The organism is Blautia sp. OM06-15AC (genome assembly GCF_003481425.1).
GTDB lineage: Bacteria > Bacillota > Clostridia > Lachnospirales > Lachnospiraceae > Fusicatenibacter > Fusicatenibacter saccharivorans.
On record NZ_QULD01000010.1, the window covers coordinates 62,437 to 83,285 of the forward strand.

Here is a 20,849-nt window from a genome sequence, read left to right on the forward strand (position 1 = left end):
AACAGGCCCCGGCCGCTGAAAACAGCACGTAAAATAAAGGAGAGATCTTTTTTGAATACACGTTTTTACAACGCCAAAATTCTCGTACTCGACGCTGAAAACCATTTTTCCATCGCCGAAGACGAACTTCATGTCACCGGCGACACCATCACCTATATCGGACCTGGTAGAAAAGCAGATCCAGATGCCGCAGAGACCACTGTCTTCGACCGCGAAATTGACGCCCGCGGCAATCTCCTGATCCCGGGCTTTAAAAACGCACACACGCACACCCCGATGACCTTCCTCCGCTCCTACGCGGACGATCTCCCGCTCCACGAATGGCTCGAACGCCAGGTCTTCCCGAACGAGGCAAAGCTCGCCGGGGACGACGTTTACTGGCTCAATATCCTCGGCATCATGGAATATCTGACGAGCGGCATCACCTCCAATTTCGACATGTACATCCAGCAGAAAAACAGCATCGCTGCCACGGTCGACACCGGATTCCGCACCGTTCTTACCAGCGGTCTCAACAACTTCGTCGACAGCCCGGAAATTCTCGAAGAGATGTATAACTATGTCAACGAACTCTCCGACCGCACCTCGTATCTGCTCGGTTTCCACGCCGAATATACGACCGGCGGCCCGCTTCTTGAAGACGTTGCCAAACTCGCCGAAAAATACCATTCCCCTGTCTGGACACACAACGCCGAAACAAAAAGCGAAGTCGAGGGCTGTAAAGAGCGCTGGGGACTCACCCCGACACAGCTGATGGAACGCTTAGGCATGTTCCAGTACGGAGGCGGCGGCTACCACTGCATCTGGATGGAGGACCGCGATTTTGAGATCTTCCGTGACCGGAAACTGACGGCCGTTACCAATCCCTCCTCAAACCTGAAGCTCGCCTCCGGCATCTGCCCGCTGAAGCGTTTTTACGATAACGGCATCAACCTCGCCATCGGCACTGACGGGCCGGCCAGTAACAACTGCCTCGATATGTTCCGCGAAATGTTCCTGACCACCGGCCTTTCCAAAGTCCGCGAGATGGATGCCGCAGGAATCCCGGCCGACGCCATTCTCTACATGGCAACCGCAGGCGGCGCGCACGCCATGCAGCTTACTGACTGCGACCGTCTCGCTGCCGGCAAAAAGGCCGATCTCGTCATGATTGACCTCCATCAGCCGAACATGCAGCCGGAGAATAATCTGATCAAAAACCTCGTTTACAGCGGCAGCAAACAGAACGTAAAGCTTACCATGGTAAACGGTCAAATCCTCTACGAAAACGGCGAATTCCATATCGGCTTTGACCCGGAAGAAATTTATGCAAGATCCAACGCCATTATCCGAAGAATTTCCGGCTCGCATGCAGATAATTAGTGGATTTCACGCAGTTTTTCCTTTGCTTGACATACTTTTTTCTTCTATATTATAATGTAGCCATACACGCAAAAACGCTGTACCTCTTGAAAGGAGAATACTATTATGAAAAAGAAAGTAGTTAGCTTACTGCTTGCAGCCGCCATGACAACTGCTGCACTCGCAGGATGCGGTTCCTCCAACGGATCCTCTTCCTCCGACGCATCCACAGGCGCCGATTCCACCAGCGCAACTTCCGCTTCTGCTTCCACAGACGGAGAAAAAAAAGACGCCGCAGGTGAGAAAATTGCCATGATCACAGACTCCGGAGATATCACCGACGAATCCTTCAACCAGATCACCTGGGAAACTGTATGCGCCTACGGCGATGCAAACGGCGTAGAGTACGAGTACTACAAACCGGCAGAGGATACCGATGAAGAGCGTATCAACTCCATCGATCTTGCTGTTTCCGAGGGTGCTACCGTTGTTGTAATGCCAGGTTACCTGTTCGGACCTGCCATCGCTGAAGAGCAGGACACCTATCCGGATGTAACCTTCATCGCAGTCGATGTTACCGAAGGTGATATTGTAAAAAACGGCAAAGCTGTTGATCTCGGAAAGAACGTGTACATCTGCTCCTTCGAAGAAGAGCAGGCCGGCTACCTGGCTGGATACGCTGCAGTAAAAGACGGCTACACAAGTCTTGGTTTCCTCGGCGGTATCGCTGTTCCGGCCGTTATCCGTTTCGGTTACGGTTATGTACAGGGTATCAACGCTGCTGCTGAAGAAGACGGCGTAGATGTAAACGTAAAATATTACTATGGCGGCCAGTTCTACGGCGATGACTCCATCACCGCCCGTATGGAGGGCTGGTATGCAGACGGAACACAGGTTGTATTCGCCTGCGGCGGCGGTATCTGGACATCTGCTCTGGATGCAGCTGAGACACACGACGGAAAAGTTATTGGTGTAGACGTTGACCAGCGTTCCAAAATCGGCGAGCGCTGCCTGACTTCCGCTATGAAAGGTCTTCCAAGCGCCATCAACAACGCTCTGGATTCCTACTTCAGCGGAAACTTCTCTGAACTTGGCGGAACTGCTCAGCAGCTTGGACTGAAAGACGGAGATTACATCGGCCTTCCTACCGATTCCGAATCCTGGGGATTCACAACCTTCACACAGGATCAGTATGAAACTGTACTGGCTGGTATCCGCGATGGTTCCATCGAAATCTCCAGCGATACAGAAAATCAGCCGGAAGTAGGTTCTCACGTAACCGTTGATTACATCAGCTAATGTGCATACTGTTTCTGTAACAATATGCCTTTTGGGGAAGAGAATATTATTTCTCTTCCCCTTTTTTTCTGTCACACAAAATGCTATACTAGACATAATGAAAGCCCGCAGTTCTGCCCTGTTTTCCATGCCTTCGGCAGTCCTGCAAAACCACGCTTGAAAGGGAATATGTATATGGAAAATGAGTACATTATTGAGATGTTGAACATCACCAAAGAATTCCCGGGTATCAAGGCGAACGACAACATTACATTACAGCTCAAAAAAGGAGAAATCCATGCTCTGCTTGGAGAAAACGGTGCAGGAAAATCAACCCTGATGAGTATTCTTTTTGGTCTGTATCAGCCTACCTCCGGAATCATCAAGAAGAATGGGCAGGAAGTCCATATCAACACGCCGAACGACGCCAACGATCTCAACATCGGTATGGTGCACCAGCACTTTAAGCTGGTCGAATGTTTCTCGGTTCTCGACAACATCATCCTCGGCGTAGAGCCGACCAAAGGCCTTTTCCTCGAGAAAAAGAATGCCCGTGCAAAAGTCATGGAGCTGAGCGAGAAATACGGTCTGATGGTCGATCCGGACGCTCTGATCTCGGATATCACCGTCGGCATGCAGCAGCGTACCGAAATTCTGAAAATGCTCTACCGTGACAACGAAGTCCTGATCTTCGACGAGCCGACCGCGGTTCTGACGCCGCAGGAAATCGACGAGCTGATGAAGATCATGAAGAACCTCGCAAAAGAAGGAAAATCCATCCTCTTCATCACCCATAAACTCAACGAGATCATGGAAGTTGCCGACCGCTGTACGATTCTCCGCAAAGGAAAATACATCGGAACCGTCAACATCAGCGAAACTTCCAAAGAAGAGCTCTCCCGCATGATGGTCGGAAGAAACGTCAGCTTCTCCGTCAACAAAAAGCCGTCAAAACCGGGCGACACCGTTCTGAAAGTAGAGCACATGACCGTACCGAGCAAGGTGCACGGAAACAACGCCGTCAAAGATGTTTCCTTTAATGTAAGAAAAGGCGAGATTGTCTGCATTGCAGGTATCGATGGAAACGGCCAGTCCGAGTTCGTTCAGGGCCTCACGGGACTGGAAAAAGTATCCGGCGGTAAAATTCTGTTCAACGGACAGGACATCACGAAAGCTTCCATCCGCGACCGCTCCAAGATGGGCATGAGCCACATCCCGGAGGACCGCCATAAACACGGCCTCGTGCTGGATTACTCCATCGAGCAGAACGTGGTGCTGCAGCGTTACTGGCAGCCGGAATTTGAATCCTTCGGCTTTATCAAATCAAAAGCCGTGCGCGAATATGCCGAGCGCCTGATCGAGCAGTACGATGTCCGCAGCGGCCAGGGTCCTGTGACCATCACCCGCAGCATGTCCGGCGGAAACCAGCAGAAAGCGATCATCGCGCGTGAGATCGACAAAGATCCTGATCTTCTCGTTGCGGTACAGCCTACCCGTGGTCTTGATGTCGGAGCCATCGAATACATTCACAGCCAGCTCGTTGCACAGCGCGACAAGGGAAAAGCCGTTCTTCTGGTTTCTCTGGAACTGGATGAGGTTATGGATGTTTCCGACCGTATTCTTGTTATGTACGAAGGAGAGCTGGTCGGCCAGCTGGATCCGAAAACCGTTTCTGTCGAAGAACTCGGTCTCTACATGGCAGGTGCAAAACGGGATCCTGTTCCCGAAGAAGTATAAAAGAGAGGTAAGAAAAGCATGAACGAAAAAACGAAAAACGCTCTTCTGTCCATTGTCGCTTCTCTTGTATGTATTGTGATCGGTCTTCTTGTGGGATTTATCATTTTATACTGCATCAACGCGGAGAACGCAGTGGATGGATTTACACGAATCATCAAAGGCGGCTTTTACTTAAAGCCGAAAGGAATCGGAAGTGAAATCGCTCAGTCCGCTCCCCTGATTATGACCGGACTTTCGGTTGCATTTGCTTTTAAAACAGGTCTGTTCAACATCGGTGCTGCCGGACAGTACACCGTCGGTGTCTTCGGCGCCCTGTATTTTGCCATCATCCTCCACATGCCATGGTATGTATGCCTTCTGGCTGCTATGGTCTGCGGAGCCATCTGGGGAGCAGTTCCTGGTATCTTCAAAGCATACTTCAACGTAAATGAAGTTATTACTTCCATCATGTTCAACTGGATTGGTCTTTATCTTGTCAATGAGCTGATGTACAACACCATCCCGGGCATGTATGATCAGAAGACCACACGTACTTACAAATTAAGCTCCGCTTCTCCGAAATCCCTGATTCCGGACTGCGGCATGAACTCCATTTTCCGTACCAGTTCCACAACGATTGCGATTTTCATTGCGATTGCCATTGCGGTCATCATCTACATCGTTCTGAACAAAACAACCTTCGGCTATGAGCTGAAAGCCTGCGGGTTCAATAAGGATGCTGCCAAATACGCCGGCATCAATGAGAAGAGAAACGTTGTTCTCTCCATGACCATCGCAGGTGCGCTTGCCGGAATCGGTGCAGGCCTCTACTTCCTCTCCGGTGCATCCGAGTGGAACCCGCAGGTATCGACAGCACTCCCGGCCATCGGATTTAATGGTATCCCGGTTGCGCTTCTTGCACTTAGCAACCCGATCGGCGTTATCTTCGCTGCTCTCTTCGTTGCTCATATTTCGGTCGGCGGTGCTTACCTGCCTACGAAATATTATCAGCCGGAGATCGCGGACCTGATCGTTGCCGTTATCATTTACCTTTGCGCATTCGTTACCCTGTTCAAGGGCATCGTTGCAAACCTGTTCAAGAGCAAAAAAGAGCAGAAAGCAAATGCCAATGCAGACAACGGAAAGGAGGAGAAGAAATAATGTTCCTTTTAATTAAATTTACCTTACTGTACGCCGTTGTTCTGATGCTCGTTGCGATGGGCGGTATGTTCTCCGAACGAAGCGGTGTCATCAACATCGCGCTGGAAGGAATCATGGCGATCGGCGGCCTTGCCGGTGTCTTCGTCCTGGTTCTGTTCCCGGACCTCCCGGCTCCTGCACTTGTGGCACTTTCCATTCTGGCGAGCGCCGTATCCGGTATGATCTACTCTCTGCTGCTTGGCTTCTCCGCCATCACACTGAAAGCAGACCAGACGATCGGCGGAACCGCGCTGAACATGCTGGCTACTGCCATTGCCATCGTCCTGGTAAAAGCATTCAACAACGGCTCGGATGCCGGAAACGGTGCAGCTTCCGCAAAGCTGAACTACACCAACGCCGCTTTCATTTACAAGATCGGACCATTTACCGTGAACATCTTCCTGTTCATCGGCATCATCCTTCTGATCTGCAGCTACGTGTTCCTCTTCAAAACGAAATGGGGACTGCGCCTGCGTGCCTGCGGTGAGCATCCACAGGCAGCCGACTCTGTTGGTATCAACGTATACCAGTGGAGATACACCGGTGTTATCATCTCCGGTGCACTCGGCGGTATCGGCGGATTTGCCTACATCGTTCCGTCCGTTACCACCTGGAACTTCGAAGTCGGCGTAGCCGGTGCCGGATTCCTTGCCCTCGCTGTTATGATCTTCGGTCAGTGGAAACCGTTCCACATTGCCGGAGCAGCCGTATTCTTTGCGGTATTCCGTTCCCTGGCAAACATTGCGGACTCCACCGTCCTCTCCCATCTGGGACTGTCCAAGAACATTTACAACATGATGCCGTTTATCGCATCCATGATTATTCTCGCCTTCACATCCAAGAATTCCCAGGCTCCGAAAGCCGAAGGTATTCCATACGATAAGGGCGCAAGATAATATGTAACTATTCAGAGCCATGTGAAATGGAAGAAAAAATTGCGAATCATGCTTGCATGAATGAGCGGTTTTTTCTGGAATTTCATATGGCGAGCAGCCACATCGAGATGCAGCGCAGCGGAATCGAGATGTGGCTCTGAATAGTTACAATTTTTAAAGGCAGAGCCGTTAAATCCGAACTGTGTTTTTTCGGCTCTGCCTTTTCTCTATCATTCTAATTTATTTTTCATCAAAGAAAGGAAAAAATTATGCTGAACACCAAATTATTTGACCACACTATCTTAAAAGCAGACGCAACCGAAGCACAGGTTGCAAAGATCTGCGACGAGGCACTTGCACATGATTTTGCTTCTGTCTGCGTCAACCAGTACTACACCAAATTCGTTGCTGAAAAGCTCAAAGGATCTGACGTCAAAGTCTGCACCGTTGTCGGCTTCCCTCTGGGCATGTCCGATACCCGTGTAAAAGCGTTTGAGACCCGTGCGGCCATCGAAGACGGTGCACAGGAGGTTGATATGGTCATCAACGTCGGAGCCCTCAAAGACGGCAAATACGACTTCGTACGCTCCGATATCCAGACCTTAAAAGAAGTATGCGGCAAGGACATCGTTCTGAAAGTCATCATCGAGACCTGCCTTTTAACCGATGAAGAGAAAGTAAAAGCGTGCGAGCTCGCAAAAGAAGCCGGCGCTGACTTCGTAAAAACCTCCACCGGATTTTCTACCGGCGGTGCAAAAGCGGCTGATGTTGCCCTGATGAGAAAGACCGTAGGCCCGGATATGGGCGTAAAAGCTTCCGGCGGAATCCACAACGCAGACGAGGCACAGGCTATGGTAGATGCCGGCGCAAGCCGTCTCGGAACAAGCGCAACACTGGCTATCATCGGATAAAAAGGAGTTTCTTATGGATACGATACTGATAGGAATTGCCGGAGGAACCGGCAGTGGAAAAACGACACTGGCAGATAAGCTGGTAGAAAGTTTTGGACGCGATGAAGTGAGCATTCTGCGCCATGACAACTATTACAAACGCCATGACGATATTCCTTTTGAGGAGCGTGCCAAATTAAATTACGATCATCCCGATGCCTTTGATACCGACCTGTTATGCCAGCACATTCTCGAGCTGAAAGCGGAAAATCCATCGAGATGCCGGTTTACGATTATGCCATGCATAACCGCTCGGATAAAACGATTCTGGTCCATCCTGCCCCGGTTATCGTGCTCGAGGGCATTCTCCTCTTCGTTGAGAAGGATCTCTGCGATCTGATGGACATCAAAGTCTTTGTCGATACCGATGCGGACGTGCGGATTCTCCGCCGGATCCTGCGCGATGTAAAAGAGCGCGGCCGTTCCCTGGACAGCGTTGTAACGCAGTACCTGACGACCGTAAAACCGATGCACGAGCAGTTCGTAGAGCCGAGCAAGCGCCGTGCCGACGTGATCATCCCGGAGGGCGGACAGAACACCGTTGCTCTTGAAATGCTGATCGAGCGGGTGCGTAAGCATCTGAATCTGGTGCAGAACCAGTAAACATCCGTTTATCGCTATAAAAATCTGCAAAAAAAGAACGAGGACTGAATTTTCTCTTTTTCCGTCCTCGCTCTTTTTATTTTTCCCTTACAGATGTTCCAGCATTCCCTGCAGCCAGATCTGGCCTTTGAAACGTCTTCCCACTTCCGGTACTCCAAATAAATCCTTTTCGTTGATACAGATGTCTATCGGCACATCGTTGCAGACGAGGCCGAGCTCATACACCTGCTCGCCCGTTACCGCGTTCTTCGTTGTATTCATCTCCGTAATTTCACCCATCACGCTGTACTGGTCACATTCGAGACCGCTTGGCATGAAAAAGCTATCTACAATAGAAAAGACATCTTCCTTCGTCAGACGCTGGGAAATCATGGCATATGTGTCAATATCATCCATGGTGAGACTTTCCATCGCATCCTCATCCCCGTTTCTGGCAGCCGAGATCAGTGAATTCTTCTGCTGCGTGCTGCGGCGCTCCTTCTCGACCTGTTCCGGGTCTTTCTGGATCGGAAGCAAAATTGTTCCTTCCGCTGCAAGACCGGAGACAGAAAGCGGGAGCGGAAGCGGCTGCAGCGCATTTTTCTGTTTCATCTCAAGATATTCCGCTGCATGCGTCAGATAAAAGATCATCGTGATGCCAAGCCGCATATCGTCGCAGGCGCCTGCAAACGATTCCTTATCGACGTGGCGCTCCACCGATACCTCCTCGTAGGAGCTGATCTGCCCGCCCTCGAAATAGGGATAATAATATTCCATCTGGAAACGGTTGTTCTCATCAATTTCCCCACAGACCGTGATACCACAGTCATACGCATATTCTTTCGAAAATTCAGCAAAAAGGTGGTGTTCTTCTGTTTCCACAATCTTTTTACGGTCGTAGTTTTCTACTACATCACGAAGAATCTCCTGGAGTTCCTTCGTCGTCTTGATCTTTGAAAATCCAATAGTTTTCAGGTAAGCGTGCATAAGAACACCTCCTCTCATTCCTTTGTATTTCTTATGCGATTAGTGTTTCGGAACCAGTTTTTCTTTTCCGCCCATGTACATACGAAGAACTTCCGGAATGCTTACGGTTCCGTCTGCATTCAGGTTGTTCTCCAGGAATGCGATCAGCATACGCGGCGGAGCAACTACGGTGTTGTTCAGGGTATGTGCCAGGTATTTCTTTCCGTCCTCGCCGTTGACACGGATTTTCAGACGTCTTGCCTGTGCATCACCAAGGTTGGAGCAGCTTCCTACCTCGAAGTATTTCTTCTGACGCGGAGACCATGCCTCAACATCGACAGATTTTACTTTCAGGTCAGCCAGGTCACCGGAGCAGCACTCCAGAGTACGAACCGGGATATCCATGGAGCGGAACAGGTCTACGGTGTTCTTCCACAGTTTGTCATACCACATCATGCTGTCTTCCGGTTTGCAGACAACAACCATCTCCTGTTTCTCGAACTGATGGATACGATAAACACCACGCTCCTCGATGCCGTGTGCTCCTTTTTCTTTACGGAAGCACGGAGAGTAGCTGGTCAGGGTCAGAGGCAGTTTCTCCTCCGGGATGATGCTGTCGATGAATTTACCGATCATGGAGTGCTCGCTGGTTCCGATCAGGTACAGATCCTCGCCCTCGATTTTGTACATCATGGACTCCATCTCAGCGAAGCTCATAACACCGTTTACGACGTTGCCGTGGATCATGAAAGGCGGTACGCAGTAGGTAAATCCGCGGTCGATCATGAAATCTCTTGCATAAGAAAGGATGGCAGAGTGGAGGCGTGCAATGTCGCCCATCAGATAATAGAATCCGTTTCCTGCAACTTCTCTTGCTGCATCCAGATCGATTCCGTCGAAGGACTCCATAATGTCGGTGTGATACGGGATTTCAAAATCCGGTACAACCGGCTCGCCGAAGCGCTCTGCTTCTACGTTCTCACTGTCATCTTTTCCGATCGGTACGGAAGGATCGATGATGTTCGGGATCACCATCATGATCTTCTTGATTTCTTCTTCTACTTCTTTTTCTCTTGCAGAAAGAGCCTCGATGCGGGAACCGTCAACAGCTACCTGTTTCTTTACTTCCTCAGCCTCTTCTCTCTTGCCCTGGCCCATCAGTGCGCCGATCTGTTTGGAGATTTTGTTTCTTTTTGCACGAAGTGCTTCTACTTCCTGTTTGATGTCACGGTTTTCTTTGTCCAGCTCGATGACTTTATCAACCAGCTCCAGTTTCTGATCCTGGAATTTATTTCGGATATTCTGTTTTACAACTTCCGGGTTTTCTCTTAAAAACTTAATGTCTAACATAATTTCCTCCTAGTAGATCTTATCCCCTCATTTTGGCGGGATTCTTTTTGTTCTTTCCAGCCCGGAACCACTGCCGTTTTTCCAGCATTTATGCGGGTTTGGCGCGTTCCAGTACCATCATATAACAGTATATGCATTTTTTCAAGCGTTCTTTCATGCTGTTTTTCTGCGGTCCGCTTTTACATCAGATCGATCGAATTCATCGTAATTGCCTGGCGCAGCGCGTCGATTTCCTCGGTGCTCAGCATGATATAGGACTCGCCTTTTACGATCTCTTTCAGATATAAAAAGCAGTTGTCACGGCTGTGGATTGCATTCAGGATAAAACCTGTGTTTTCTTTGTCGAGCATTGCCAGCGCAAAACTCATCTTTCCGCCCACATCGTCAAACGCATCATATTTTACGATTCCGTATTTGTTCAGCGTCATGCCCTGGATCTTTTTCAGATCCGCAAGATTTTTTTTCGTCAGCTCATTCTGCTTGTTCAGTTTGTCAATTTCCTTGAACCGCTGATGAAACAGCTTTTCGAGTGACTGGGCGTCTTTTCCCTTCATAAAGCTTCTGTACTTCTGGTTCAGTCTGCTCAGACGCAGCGACATGCTGACCGTCATAATCATCATCACGATAATCAGTACAATCAGAAGAAGTACAACAACGCCAAGGTCAATTCCTACCTTACTAAATAAATCGCTCATTATTCTACCTCTTACTGTATTGATTCAAACAGATCCATGATTCTCTCGAGCTCTTCCTGGGAATAATACTCGATCTCGATCTTTCCTTTGTGCTTTGCCCCGCGGTGAATGGAAACCTTCGTACCAATGATACTCTTAATTTTCTCTTCCAGACTTTCGTAGATGGCTTCCTCTTCCAGATTGACTTTCTTTTCTTTCTTCACCTTCGGATTCAGGATCTCTTTGACCAGGCGCTCGGTCTCACGGACACTGAGCTTTTCATCGAAGATTTTCATTGCCGTATTGTACTGGAGTTCTTTATTCTCCAGCGCCAGCAGCGTACGCACATGACCGGTTGTCAGCATTTCATCGACAACCATCTGCTGTACCCTGTCATCCAGTTTCAGGAGACGCATCGAGTTTGTAACCGCCGTTCTGCTCTTGGAAACGCGCTCTGCGATTTCATCCTGGCGGAGATGGAACTCTTCCATCAGGCGTTTGTATGCGTGTGCCTCCTCAATCGGGTTCAGAGATTCTCTCTGAATATTTTCAATCAGGGAAATCTCGACAACTTCCTGCTCGGTAAAATCTTTGATGATGACCGGTACTTCTTTGATTCCGGCAAGCTTTGCAGCCCTCCATCTCCGTTCCCCTGCGATGATCTCATAATAATCATCTTTTTTCTGCACCAGAATCGGCTGCAGAACTCCGAACTGTTTGATGGATTCCGAAAGTTCGATCAGGCCGTCCTCGTCAAAGGATTTTCGCGGCTGTTCGCGGTTCGGTTCAATTTCGGAGATTTTCAGTTTCATCTCAACTGGTTTTTCGACTACTTTTTCAACAACCTTCTCGACTACTTTGACCTCCGGTTTTGCCGGTTTCTCTTTTGCTTCTGCTTTGGCCGAATGTCCCGGTGAAATCAGGGAATCCAGGCCCTTGCCTAATCCTCCTCTTCTCGCTGCCATTACTCTTCATCCCCCCTGTGAATCACTTCGTCTGCCAGGAGACGGTAGCTCTCTGCACCGGTGGACCGCTTGTCGTAATAGTTGATCGGCATACCGTAGCTCGGTGCCTCCGCAAGGCGGACATTTCTCGGAATAATGGTTTTGTAGATATTCTGATCCAGGCTGTCTTTTACGTTTTCTACTACCTGCAGAGAAAGATTCGTTCTCGCATCGTACATGGTAAAGACAACGCCTTCCATCTCCAGTTCCGGATTCAGACGCTCCTGCACCAGCTCAATCGTGTGCATAAGCTGGGATAAGCCCTCCAGTGCGTAATATTCACACTGAATCGGCACCAGAACGGTGTCCGCGGTGGTCATCGCGTTGATTGTCAGCATATTTAAGGATGGCGGACAGTCAATAATAATGAAGTCGTACTGATCGCGGACCTGATCAATTGCGTTTTTCAGGATGAATTCTTTGTCTTCCACCCCGATCAGCTCGATCTCCGCTCCGGCCAGATTGACATTGGAAGGGATAAGGGAAAGATTATCAAAATTCAGAGGAATGATGCAGTCCTCCAGTTTTGACTCTCCAAGAAGCAGCTCATAGATGGTATTTTCCACTTCATTTTTCTCTACTCCCATTCCGCTGGTGGTATTTCCCTGCGGGTCCATATCAATGGTCAGAACTTTTTGTCCCATTTCTCCTAAACAGGAAGAAAGGTTAATTGCGGTGGTAGATTTACCTACGCCGCCTTTCTGGTTTGCAATTGCAATTGTTCTTCCCAAAATATGTATTGCCTCCTTTCATCTTTTTGTTTTCCATTTGCAGTTTTTCCTTTTTACAGGAAATGACCTGCCGGCACTTCTTTCAAAAAAATGATTCATGCGGCAGGTGTTTTGGCATATAGATAGGAAAAATCTCCTTTTCTATGCCAGTCTATCTGAGGAATTCTTCAGATTCTATCTCAAAATTGCCCCAATTTGGGACAAAGATATTTTATCATACTACGCCGGATTTTACTACTGGAAATGTTTCACGTGAAACATTTTCTGCATTTTTGCATGATTAGGCGGTGTGAAACATAAGAAAATTGGAGATTTTTGGCGATGTTTCACGTGAAACATTTTGAAAAGCACTGTTTTACAATAATTTTTCTCGGTTTTTACGCTGTTTAAAGGCTTTTTGGAATTTTTTCAGCGATGATTTTGCATTTTTTGATGGTTTCCAAGTAATTCTGCAATGTCAGAACATTTTTTTCTGTTTCACACAGTTTTTATAAAATGTTTCACGTGAAACATTTTAATTTTTGACGTTTTTGAGGTATAAATATACTGGAAACGTTATTTTAATCGTGTGATGCTCTTTTTCAAGGAAATCTCAGGTGATTAGGAAGAAAAAATCAACTTATCAGGATATTATTGATACATAGATTAGGAATCAAAACTGTTTATGGTTGTTCGGTGATCGTAAATGTCTCTTTTGTATATAAAATGTATTTTTATTCACCAGGGCTCTGTTTTTTCATCGTTCTTCCTCGCTTTTTTCAAATTTTCAGCATTTTTCTCTTTATTTTCATCAGTAAGAGGCATAATCCGTGAGACATCCTCTTTTTCATTTTTTCTCCAGTTTTTCTCTTTCCGGGCGGTTTTTCTTTGATTTTTTTTATTTTACAGGCCAAGCTGCACATTTTCTGTTTTTTATCGATTTATTTGATTTCACTATAATTTTTCTGTTTTTATGGTTTTAATATTTTTCTCTCGCTGCCACGTTTTTTATCCTCTTTTCCATCTTTCTGGCTTACCTTTCTCTTTTTTTTGTAAACAATCTCACTTTTTCTCTTTTATCAACATTTTTTATTCCTTCTCTCCGTTTTTTATCCCTCATCGCCATTTCACACCATTTTCTTGTCTTTCACTGCCTCTCCCTCCCGTTTTTATTCTTTTCGCCCATGTCTATACTACATTTTCCCCTTTTCAGTCGTTTTTTGCCTTTTCTCAACTCATTTTTATCTTTTTTTGCTTTTTCGCCTCTTCCATCGTTTTATACCCTCTTTTTGCCATTTTTTAGATCGTCCTTCATTTTTTCGTTTCTACTTATGTCACTTTCCCCGTCTCATTTTTCACGTTTCACGTCTCTCAAAATGTTTCACGTGAAACATCGTTTTTTACGATTTTCGGTCTTCGGCGATCAGTGAGAAGCGATTTGCTTCCCGGCTTTCCGAAAATCACTCTCATTTTTCACCTCTCTTATTTTTAAAATAATCGTATTTTCTATTCTATTTTTGATTTTCTCCGTCTTTTCTACATTTTTCCTGTATTTTCGCGTGTTTCACGTAGTTTTTCGTCTCTGTTTTCTCTCTTTTATTAAATTATTTAATTATATTTTTATATTTTCGTATGAATTGAACTTTTACATTCGTTTTTTCGGATTTTCCAAACCATTTACTAAACGCATTTTGGGACCATTTTTTCATGGATTTTTACCAATCTGGAAGGATTTTATCCCATAGTGCCGTTTTCATGCTTTTATGTGTATTATTGCATCATTTTTTTCTCTGTTTTTGCAGTTATGTAAACCATTTAAATATGCCATTCGCCAGTAGTTGACATAACGTAGTTCTCCTGGAATTGTCTACGCTTTTCGTCAAATTGCGCCTTATTTTCGTCTCTTTTTCTCATTTTTCCCTTAATTTTTGCATTGTATCTTTCCCTTTTTTCGCTTATAATAAGCTCAACACAACGTTTCGAACCGATTCCTCCCCTCCGGGAGACCCCTGAAAGGAGTTTTATCATATGAAACACAGCAAAAAACTGGTCACCTTGAGTGTCCTCACTACGATGTCCGGCGCAGCGATTTACTTTCTGAATAAAACGCTCGATACCGCCGCCGTAAGGAAAAACCTGCTCGCCTCGGCTGAAAAAGAGATCTTTTCCTGGCAGTTCGGCGATATTTTTTACACAAAAAAAGGCACCGGAACCCCGATGCTCTTACTTCATGACTTACATTGTGCCTCCAGCGGCCGCGAATGGCAGTATATTGAGGATACTCTCGCAAAGGATCACACCGTCTACACACTCGATCTTCTCGGCTGCGGCCGTTCCGACAAGCCGGCGATCACGTACACGAACTTTTTATACGTACAGCTCATCGTCACCTTCATCAAGCAGGTCATCGGATGTCCAACCGACGTAATTGCATCCGGTTTATCCGGTTCTTTCGTCGTAACCGCCTGCAATACAGCCCCGAAATGCTTTGGCCGAATCATGATGATCAACCCGACCGACCTTGCCAAGCTCAACAAAATCCCGGATAAACGCAGCCGCTTCCTGAAACGCATGATCGAGCTCCCGCTCGTCGGAACGCTGCTGTACCACACGCTCACCGGCCGATCCAACATCGAGCTTTTATTCACCGAGAGCTACTACCACAACCCGTTCCACCGCTCGCCGGAGGACGTAGACGCCTTCTATGAGTCAGCCCACCTCCAGAGCAGTGCCGGAAAGTACCTTTTTGCAAGCCTTGCGGGCAATTACGTGAACCTCAACATCGGCCACGCCTTAAAGCACATTGACAACAGCATCTTCCTCATCGGCGGCGAGGAAGAGCCGGGCATCGCAGAAACCTTTGCGCTGTACACGGCACTCAACACTTCCATCGAAACCCAGATCCTGCCAAAAACAAAGCACATGCCGCAGATGGAGGCCCCACAGGCCCTCTTAGACCAGATCCAGATCTTCTTCGCACCGGTACAGTAATACCCCCTTCTGCTCCCGGCCTCGAGCGAAAAAATGAGACAAAAAAAACGGAGGATTTACTGATTTTTTCACTCTCAGTAAATCCTCCGTTTTCAATTTTAACCAGATTTTAATGACTCTTTATTCCGCTGATTCTGACGTGCTGTCTGAAGAACTGTCATCTTCCGTCTTTGCCTCAAGCAGTTTCCCGTAATTTTCCAGCATGGTCTTCACGTTATTTTTATTCACAAGAGACGGAACTCCGTCCTCATCTACCGTGTAATAGAAGCTCGAATCATACGGGCTGTAAGCGAATGTCAGGTCGCCGTCTGTCATATGGAAGACAGCGGTAAACTCGGCATCCTTGGCCTGTACGAGGCTCTCATCCTTCGTCTGCGCCTTCAAGCCAATGAGTGAAGAATAGAATGTGGTAAACGTTGATTTATCAATCGTTTCATCGCCGCAGGTGTAACTGATTTCCTGTGTTGTGGAATCGCTGTCGTCATCCTTTTTCTCTTCCACATGGCGTACATACGTCTTCGTCTCGCCGTTATACGTAATATCAAGGCTCGTCAGATCCGATACATTTTCCATGCCGATATACATGTTCCAGAAATCAGATGCCTTCTTTCCGGTGAAGGTTTCAACGTTCGAAGCCGTCATCAGATGAACTTCATTCGAGCCGTCCAGCTTCACGTAGTAAGAACCGCCGTCCTCATTTGCATTGCCGACATACAATACCAGATCTTTCTCCACCGTAACGGTTGTCGTTTCGGAAGAAGAGCTCGTTGCAGTGCTGTCGCTTGATGCAGAATCTGTTGTGGAATCCGAAGAAGTATCTGCCGTTGTTGTATCGTCAGCCTCAACCTCCTGCTCTTCCGTGTAATGCACGCGAATCGTCGTCTTTGGCTGATCCAGTCCGTACTGGGAAAGATCCGATGCGTTGTACGTAACAAGATCTCCAAAGCTAAGAGATGCCACTGCACTTGTCATGGTGCCGATCGAATCCGCATCACCGCCATGTGCCGCTCCATCTGCGTCCACAACCTGCCATTCATCCGTCTGGAGTGCCGAATCAGCAGCGCTTACTTCTTTTGTCAGCGTATATCCGTTCTCACCCTCCACCTGCAGCTTCGTAATGTTTTCCGCCGTCACAGATGGCATGGATTCCGTTGTCGCCCACTCCATCATATCGGACGGGAACATCGTTCCAAGCGATGTGCTTACCAGATAAACCTTACTCGTATCATCGTTCAGATAAATATAGTATCTGCCCGAGCTGTTCTTATCTCCGACATGAATCGTCGTTTTCTCGTCTCCCGCAGTCACTACAACCTCCTGAGACGGCGTCTCGAGCCCAAAATCGGCCATAGAATCGATTTCATCGCCTTCAATGACTCTTTCTGCTGTCATGCTGCTAAGAGAGCTTAAAACGCTCGTTATCTTGCCCTCATCCAATGGGAATCCATCCTCCTGATCGTATGTCCAGATATCGGTATCATCGTCTCCTGCTGTTTTCGTAAAGGACACCGTCTCTCCGTTGATCTGGAACGAAAGTGCTGTTACATCATCTTTTGAAAAATCAACCACTTTTTCGGCGTCTGCACCAGAATCCGAACTGCCGCTGTCCGCATCGGCGGTGCTGTTTTTCTTTGTCAGCACCACCAGTACGGCAAGAAGCAGTACCAAAAGGATCAGGCAGGCCGCCATCTTTCCTTTTTTCTTCATCACTGTTTTCTCCTCTTCATCCAGATCATCACGCCAATCACAACAAGTACCAGCGGAATTCCCGCAATGGTAATAATAGACCAGGTGTTAACTGCCCCCTGTGTAAATACCAGGTTTGTATAGCTTGTGCTCTTGCTTGGAATAACAACGGTCTGCTCCACATCACACATGGAGGTCAGTGCAGTCGCTGCCAGCTTTGAGTTCGCACCGCTGATTGCCTGGTCAATCTGGCTGCTCAGCATCGATGCACTCGAGAAATAAATGATCTGTGTCTCTTTATCATCTACGGTCTCTGTGATGGAAACGCCAAGGTCAAATGCGCCCGTCTCACTGTCCGCGCTCTTCGACCAGGTGCTGTTCTCCGGATCATTTTCAATATAAGCGTCCTCGGTGGTCGTCAGAAGGCTCTTGATCGTAATGGTATCACGATAAGAATCGAGCTTCTGAATTGCCTGTGCAACCGGCATCAGAATGTAATTACTCTTTACTTCGGTTGTAATGTCATCACTCTGAATGTTCGGCAGCAGATAATACGGCATCTGCGGATAATAATGCTGGGAATCGGTCTCCACAACAATTCCTCTGGAGCGTTTCACGCCGTAATTTTCCAGAATGGAATCCAGATTTGGCATATCCGTTCCGGTATAGCTGGTGAACATCAGAAGTTTTCCGCCGTTTTCCAGGTAGGTAATGACTTTATTTGCCTCATCCTCGGAGAAATCGGTGGTCGGGGACATGATCACAAGCTCCTCGGCATCCTCCGGGATATCGTCTGTCATCAGGGCAAGATTACTGATTTCCACATTGTTTTTGTTAATGGCATCACTAAAGTTTGTAGAGAGATCACTCTCGGAAGCCTCGCCGTGGCCGGTTACCCAGTAAACCTTCGGGTTGTTTTCACTCGTCACATACGTGATGGCGCTGGTAATCTGACCCTCGCCGTCAAAGCCGGTTGTCTGTGTCTGATAGGTCTGATAGTTTGTGGAAGTCTCCCACATATCACTGTTGCTGACCACCTTGCTCTTATCGCCGCATACGACAATTACACTGTTTGCAGCTACCGTCTGATCGGTATACTGACTCGTAAATTTCGGATACAGATCCGGGTCTTTTGTCTCTACTTTGATATGGTCAGAAAGCTCATCGTAGTGCTCCAGCAGCTTCTCGATGGTGTCATCCTCACTGCCCTTCTGCACAATATAATACAGGGTAACGTCTTGATCGAGATCCTTTAATGCCGTTTTCGTCTCATCTGTAATGGAGTACATTTTCTGCGTACTCAGGTCAATCTGTGTTTTGCTGGTCGGAATCTGCGCCACAATCAGGTTAATAACCACAATCACAGCCAGAACAATCACCGTCATAATCGAAGAATAAGAGCCCTGTTTCAGATGCTTTTTCTGCTCCTCGCCGGTAAACACTTCCTTCAGATGTTCTTTGGAGAACGTCTTTTTCAGCTTTTCTTTAATATTAAAATTCATTTTATGCTGTTTCTTTTCTTTCTTTTCGCTGCTCATCGTCTCCACCTCCTAATTCCAGCGTTTCTTCTGCAGGGACTGCATTGCAAGGAAAGTGCAGATTGCAATGACGGACAGGTAGTAAACAACACCGCCGATGTCCAGAATACCGTTCACAAAGTTATCCATATGGCCTGCCATGTTGAATACACCGAGCAGATCCTGGATTTTGCCCTCGAGAAGGGTGGATTTTGTGAAGTAAACTGCCGTCAGCGCGCCTTCGCCGATCACGGCAATCACACCTGTAATGATCGGGTTTTTAATCATACTGCCGATCCAGAGGCATACCAGTGCAATGATGATAAAGAAAGCAAAGAAAGAGCTTCCGGCTCCTTCCGGGAAGAAGTTTGCGATACCGCTCTCCACGTAGCACAGGAACAGGATCACAAAGCCGACAACGGCTGCGATGACCTGGCTCTCGGTGATGGAGGAAACGAACACACCGACCGAAATATAGGCTGCTCCCAGCAGGAAATAGCCAAGGATCGAAGTGTAGGATACAGCGTAGGAAACTGTTCCGTGGGTTCCAAGAAGCAGCGGATACAGGCACATAATCAGCACTGGAATCACATAAATGGTGAGAAGTGCCAGATATTTTCCAAGGATAATATCGGAAATTTTTACCGGTGCGGTAAGGAGCAGCTGATCCGTCTTATTTTTCTGCTCCTCCGACAGGACACGCATTGTCAGAACCGGTACTGCGATCAGCAGAATAAATGCGGAATTCTGCAGCGCGTATCCGATCTCCGGGTAACCCTGCTGCAGGTTGATGGCCGTAAAATACAGGCCGAACAGCGCCAGAGTAAACGCCATAAACAGATATCCGATCATGCTTGTCAGATAGCTTTTTAACTCTTTTTTATAAATCGCCGTCATTGTGCGTCTCCCTCCTCCTGTTTTGTTTCAGCGGCTGATTCCGCTGCATCTGTGCTTTTTTCTTCAGACGTTTCCCCGACAGCCGTTTTGTCTGCTTCTGGTTCACATTCTTTTTCACATTCTTTTTGTTTCAGCTGTTCTTTCTCTGCTTTTTTCAGCTTTCTTGCAGCCTTTCCGGAATCATCGGTCAGCTCCAGGAAGACGTCTTCCAGAGACATCGAGGAGGAAGTCAGCTCGAGGATCGGACAGTTGGCCTTTGCCAGTGCATAGAACAGCTCCTCGCGGATATCCCTATCCTTTTCCGTGGTAATTTTTACCTTAATCTGCTCCTCATTCGGCGTATTTTCATATTGGATCTCTTTTGCATCGAGCGCATTAAGCGCCGGAACCAGCTGCTTCCTCGTTCCGTGAACGGTACATGTAACCGTGTTTGATCCAAGCATCAGTTTACTTAAGTTTTCCGGGGTGTCGCTCGCAACAAGCTGTCCCTTTGCAATAATCATGACGTAATCGCAGACAGCGCTGACCTCGGAGAGGATGTGGGAACTTAAGATAACGGTATGTTTTTTACCCAGTGATTTGATCAGGTCGCGGATCTCAATGATCTGCTTGGGATCCAGGCCTACCGTCGGCTCATCGAGGATGATGATCGGCGGATAACCGAGCACTGCCTGTGCCAGTCCGACCCTCTGTCGGTATCCTTTCGACAGGTTCTTGATCAGACGGTTCTGCATATCGGTGATCTTCACCAGATTCATGACCTCAAGAATCTGTTTCTTTCTCTGATCCTTTGGAATTTTCTTTAATTCCGCCACGAATTTCAGATATTCCAGAACGGTCATGTCCGTGTAGACCGGCGGCAGCTCCGGCAGATAGCCGATGCATTTCTTTGCCTCCTCCGGCTCCTCCAGGATATTGTGGCCGTTGATCAGCACTTCGCCCTCCGTAGATGCCAGATAGCCGGTGATGATGTTCATGGTCGTTGATTTTCCGGCACCGTTTGGGCCAAGGAAACCATAGATTTGGCCTTCTTCTACGGTAAAACTCAGGTTTTTGACAGCTACGTGGTCGCCATAGCGTTTCACCAGGTTTTTAACCTCTATCAATGTTCC

Annotated in this window: 16 protein-coding genes and 1 pseudogene; 8 read left to right on the forward strand and 9 right to left on the reverse strand. The window is 47.6% G+C overall.

The genetic code is table 11. From position 1 onward, the window contains the following. The first annotated feature begins 51 nt into the window (after window positions 1-51). The 7 genes and pseudogenes from DXB83_RS12820 (at window position 52) to udk (ending at window position 7,963) form a co-directional block, all read left to right on the forward strand. Complete coding sequence (locus DXB83_RS12820; protein WP_118697725.1) at window positions 52-1,362, forward strand: amidohydrolase family protein; 1,311 nt, start codon at window positions 52-54, stop codon at window positions 1,360-1,362. A gap of 105 nt (window positions 1,363-1,467) precedes the next feature. After that, on the forward strand, window positions 1,468-2,640 hold the full coding sequence (locus DXB83_RS12825; protein WP_055225931.1) for a BMP family lipoprotein: 1,173 nt from the start codon (window positions 1,468-1,470) through the stop codon (window positions 2,638-2,640). A gap of 168 nt (window positions 2,641-2,808) precedes the next feature. Then, window positions 2,809-4,356, forward strand: a complete 1,548-nt coding sequence (locus tag DXB83_RS12830) for an ABC transporter ATP-binding protein (protein ID WP_442857935.1) — start codon at window positions 2,809-2,811, stop codon at window positions 4,354-4,356. Window positions 4,357-4,374: 18 nt separating this feature from the next. After that, window positions 4,375-5,496: an ABC transporter permease gene (locus tag DXB83_RS12835; protein WP_022461586.1), complete on the forward strand. Its 1,122-nt coding sequence runs from the start codon at window positions 4,375-4,377 to the stop codon at window positions 5,494-5,496. Further along, window positions 5,496-6,431 (forward strand): ABC transporter permease, encoded by a 936-nt coding sequence (locus tag DXB83_RS12840; protein ID WP_055225933.1) that lies wholly within the window; start codon window positions 5,496-5,498, stop codon window positions 6,429-6,431. The genes DXB83_RS12835 and DXB83_RS12840 overlap by 1 nt, the downstream gene beginning before the upstream one ends. 248 nt (window positions 6,432-6,679) lie before the next feature. Next, on the forward strand, window positions 6,680-7,321 hold the full coding sequence (gene deoC, locus DXB83_RS12845; RefSeq protein ID WP_022461750.1) for a deoxyribose-phosphate aldolase: 642 nt from the start codon (window positions 6,680-6,682) through the stop codon (window positions 7,319-7,321). 13 nt (window positions 7,322-7,334) lie between these two features. Beyond that, window positions 7,335-7,963, forward strand: a pseudogene (udk, locus tag DXB83_RS12850) (uridine kinase). 87 nt (window positions 7,964-8,050) lie between these two features. Here udk and DXB83_RS12855 read toward each other — a convergent pair. The 5 genes from DXB83_RS12855 to DXB83_RS12875 form a co-directional block, all read right to left on the reverse strand. Beyond that, on the reverse strand, window positions 8,051-8,929 hold the full coding sequence (locus tag DXB83_RS12855; RefSeq protein ID WP_055225936.1) for a DUF3881 family protein: 879 nt from the start codon (window positions 8,927-8,929) through the stop codon (window positions 8,051-8,053). Between the two features lie 39 nt (window positions 8,930-8,968). Further along, window positions 8,969-10,258, reverse strand: a complete 1,290-nt coding sequence (serS, locus tag DXB83_RS12860) for a serine--tRNA ligase (protein ID WP_022461753.1) — start codon at window positions 10,256-10,258, stop codon at window positions 8,969-8,971. A gap of 179 nt (window positions 10,259-10,437) precedes the next feature. Then, window positions 10,438-10,953, reverse strand: a complete 516-nt coding sequence (locus tag DXB83_RS12865) for a DUF4446 family protein (protein ID WP_055225938.1) — start codon at window positions 10,951-10,953, stop codon at window positions 10,438-10,440. An 11-nt stretch (window positions 10,954-10,964) separates the two neighbouring features. Continuing rightward, entirely contained in the window at window positions 10,965-11,897 is a 933-nt protein-coding gene (locus tag DXB83_RS12870; protein WP_118697727.1) for a ParB/RepB/Spo0J family partition protein, read from the reverse strand. Further along, the gene (locus DXB83_RS12875; RefSeq protein WP_022461756.1) at window positions 11,897-12,667 is read right to left on the reverse strand and encodes a ParA family protein; all 771 of its coding nucleotides are present in this window, start codon (window positions 12,665-12,667) and stop codon (window positions 11,897-11,899) included. The genes DXB83_RS12870 and DXB83_RS12875 overlap by 1 nt, the downstream gene beginning before the upstream one ends. A gap of 2,007 nt (window positions 12,668-14,674) precedes the next feature. Here DXB83_RS12875 and DXB83_RS12885 point away from each other — a divergent pair. After that, window positions 14,675-15,637 carry an alpha/beta fold hydrolase gene (locus tag DXB83_RS12885; RefSeq protein ID WP_117814430.1) on the forward strand — a complete coding sequence of 321 codons (963 nt, stop codon included), beginning with the start codon at window positions 14,675-14,677 and terminating at the stop codon, window positions 15,635-15,637. Window positions 15,638-15,757: 120 nt separating this feature from the next. On the opposite strand, the gene DXB83_RS12890 is transcribed toward DXB83_RS12885, so the two are convergent. From DXB83_RS12890 to DXB83_RS12905, 4 genes are read right to left on the reverse strand one after another with little or no spacing between them, the layout of a single operon-like run. Continuing rightward, window positions 15,758-17,344, reverse strand: a complete 1,587-nt coding sequence (locus tag DXB83_RS12890) for a DUF4340 domain-containing protein (RefSeq protein WP_118697729.1) — start codon at window positions 17,342-17,344, stop codon at window positions 15,758-15,760. After that, a complete protein-coding gene (locus DXB83_RS12895; protein ID WP_243108929.1) occupies window positions 17,344-18,861 on the reverse strand; it encodes a GldG family protein in 1,518 nt (505 codons plus the stop codon). Before DXB83_RS12895 ends, DXB83_RS12890 begins: the two co-directional genes overlap by 1 nt. A 12-nt stretch (window positions 18,862-18,873) precedes the next feature. Next, window positions 18,874-19,737: an ABC transporter permease subunit gene (locus DXB83_RS12900; RefSeq protein WP_022462025.1), complete on the reverse strand. Its 864-nt coding sequence runs from the start codon at window positions 19,735-19,737 to the stop codon at window positions 18,874-18,876. Continuing rightward, window positions 19,734-20,843 carry an ABC transporter ATP-binding protein gene (locus tag DXB83_RS12905; RefSeq protein ID WP_118697730.1) on the reverse strand — a complete coding sequence of 370 codons (1,110 nt, stop codon included), beginning with the start codon at window positions 20,841-20,843 and terminating at the stop codon, window positions 19,734-19,736. The genes DXB83_RS12900 and DXB83_RS12905 overlap by 4 nt, the downstream gene beginning before the upstream one ends. Between the last annotated feature and the right edge of the window lie 6 nt (window positions 20,844-20,849).

Excerpts from the sequence above, each read along its gene's own strand:
- DXB83_RS12825 (WP_055225931.1), top strand. The coding sequence starts at position 1,468 with ATGAAAAAGAAAGTAGTTAGCTTACTGCTTGCAGCCGCCATGACAACT.
- DXB83_RS12840 (WP_055225933.1), top strand. The coding sequence starts at position 5,496 with ATGTTCCTTTTAATTAAATTTACCTTACTGTACGCCGTTGTTCTGATG.
- DXB83_RS12895 (WP_243108929.1), bottom strand. The coding sequence starts at position 18,861 with ATGAGCAGCGAAAAGAAAGAAAAGAAACAGCATAAAATGAATTTTAAT.
- DXB83_RS12885 (WP_117814430.1), top strand. The coding sequence starts at position 14,675 with ATGAAACACAGCAAAAAACTGGTCACCTTGAGTGTCCTCACTACGATG.
- DXB83_RS12890 (WP_118697729.1), bottom strand. The coding sequence starts at position 17,344 with ATGAAGAAAAAAGGAAAGATGGCGGCCTGCCTGATCCTTTTGGTACTG.
- DXB83_RS12835 (WP_022461586.1), top strand. The coding sequence starts at position 4,375 with ATGAACGAAAAAACGAAAAACGCTCTTCTGTCCATTGTCGCTTCTCTT.
- DXB83_RS12855 (WP_055225936.1), bottom strand. The coding sequence starts at position 8,929 with ATGCACGCTTACCTGAAAACTATTGGATTTTCAAAGATCAAGACGACG.
- DXB83_RS12830 (WP_442857935.1), top strand. The coding sequence starts at position 2,809 with ATGTATATGGAAAATGAGTACATTATTGAGATGTTGAACATCACCAAA.
- serS (WP_022461753.1), bottom strand. The coding sequence starts at position 10,258 with ATGTTAGACATTAAGTTTTTAAGAGAAAACCCGGAAGTTGTAAAACAG.
- deoC (WP_022461750.1), top strand. The coding sequence starts at position 6,680 with ATGCTGAACACCAAATTATTTGACCACACTATCTTAAAAGCAGACGCA.
- DXB83_RS12865 (WP_055225938.1), bottom strand. The coding sequence starts at position 10,953 with ATGAGCGATTTATTTAGTAAGGTAGGAATTGACCTTGGCGTTGTTGTA.
- DXB83_RS12870 (WP_118697727.1), bottom strand. The coding sequence starts at position 11,897 with ATGGCAGCGAGAAGAGGAGGATTAGGCAAGGGCCTGGATTCCCTGATT.
- DXB83_RS12900 (WP_022462025.1), bottom strand. The coding sequence starts at position 19,737 with ATGACGGCGATTTATAAAAAAGAGTTAAAAAGCTATCTGACAAGCATG.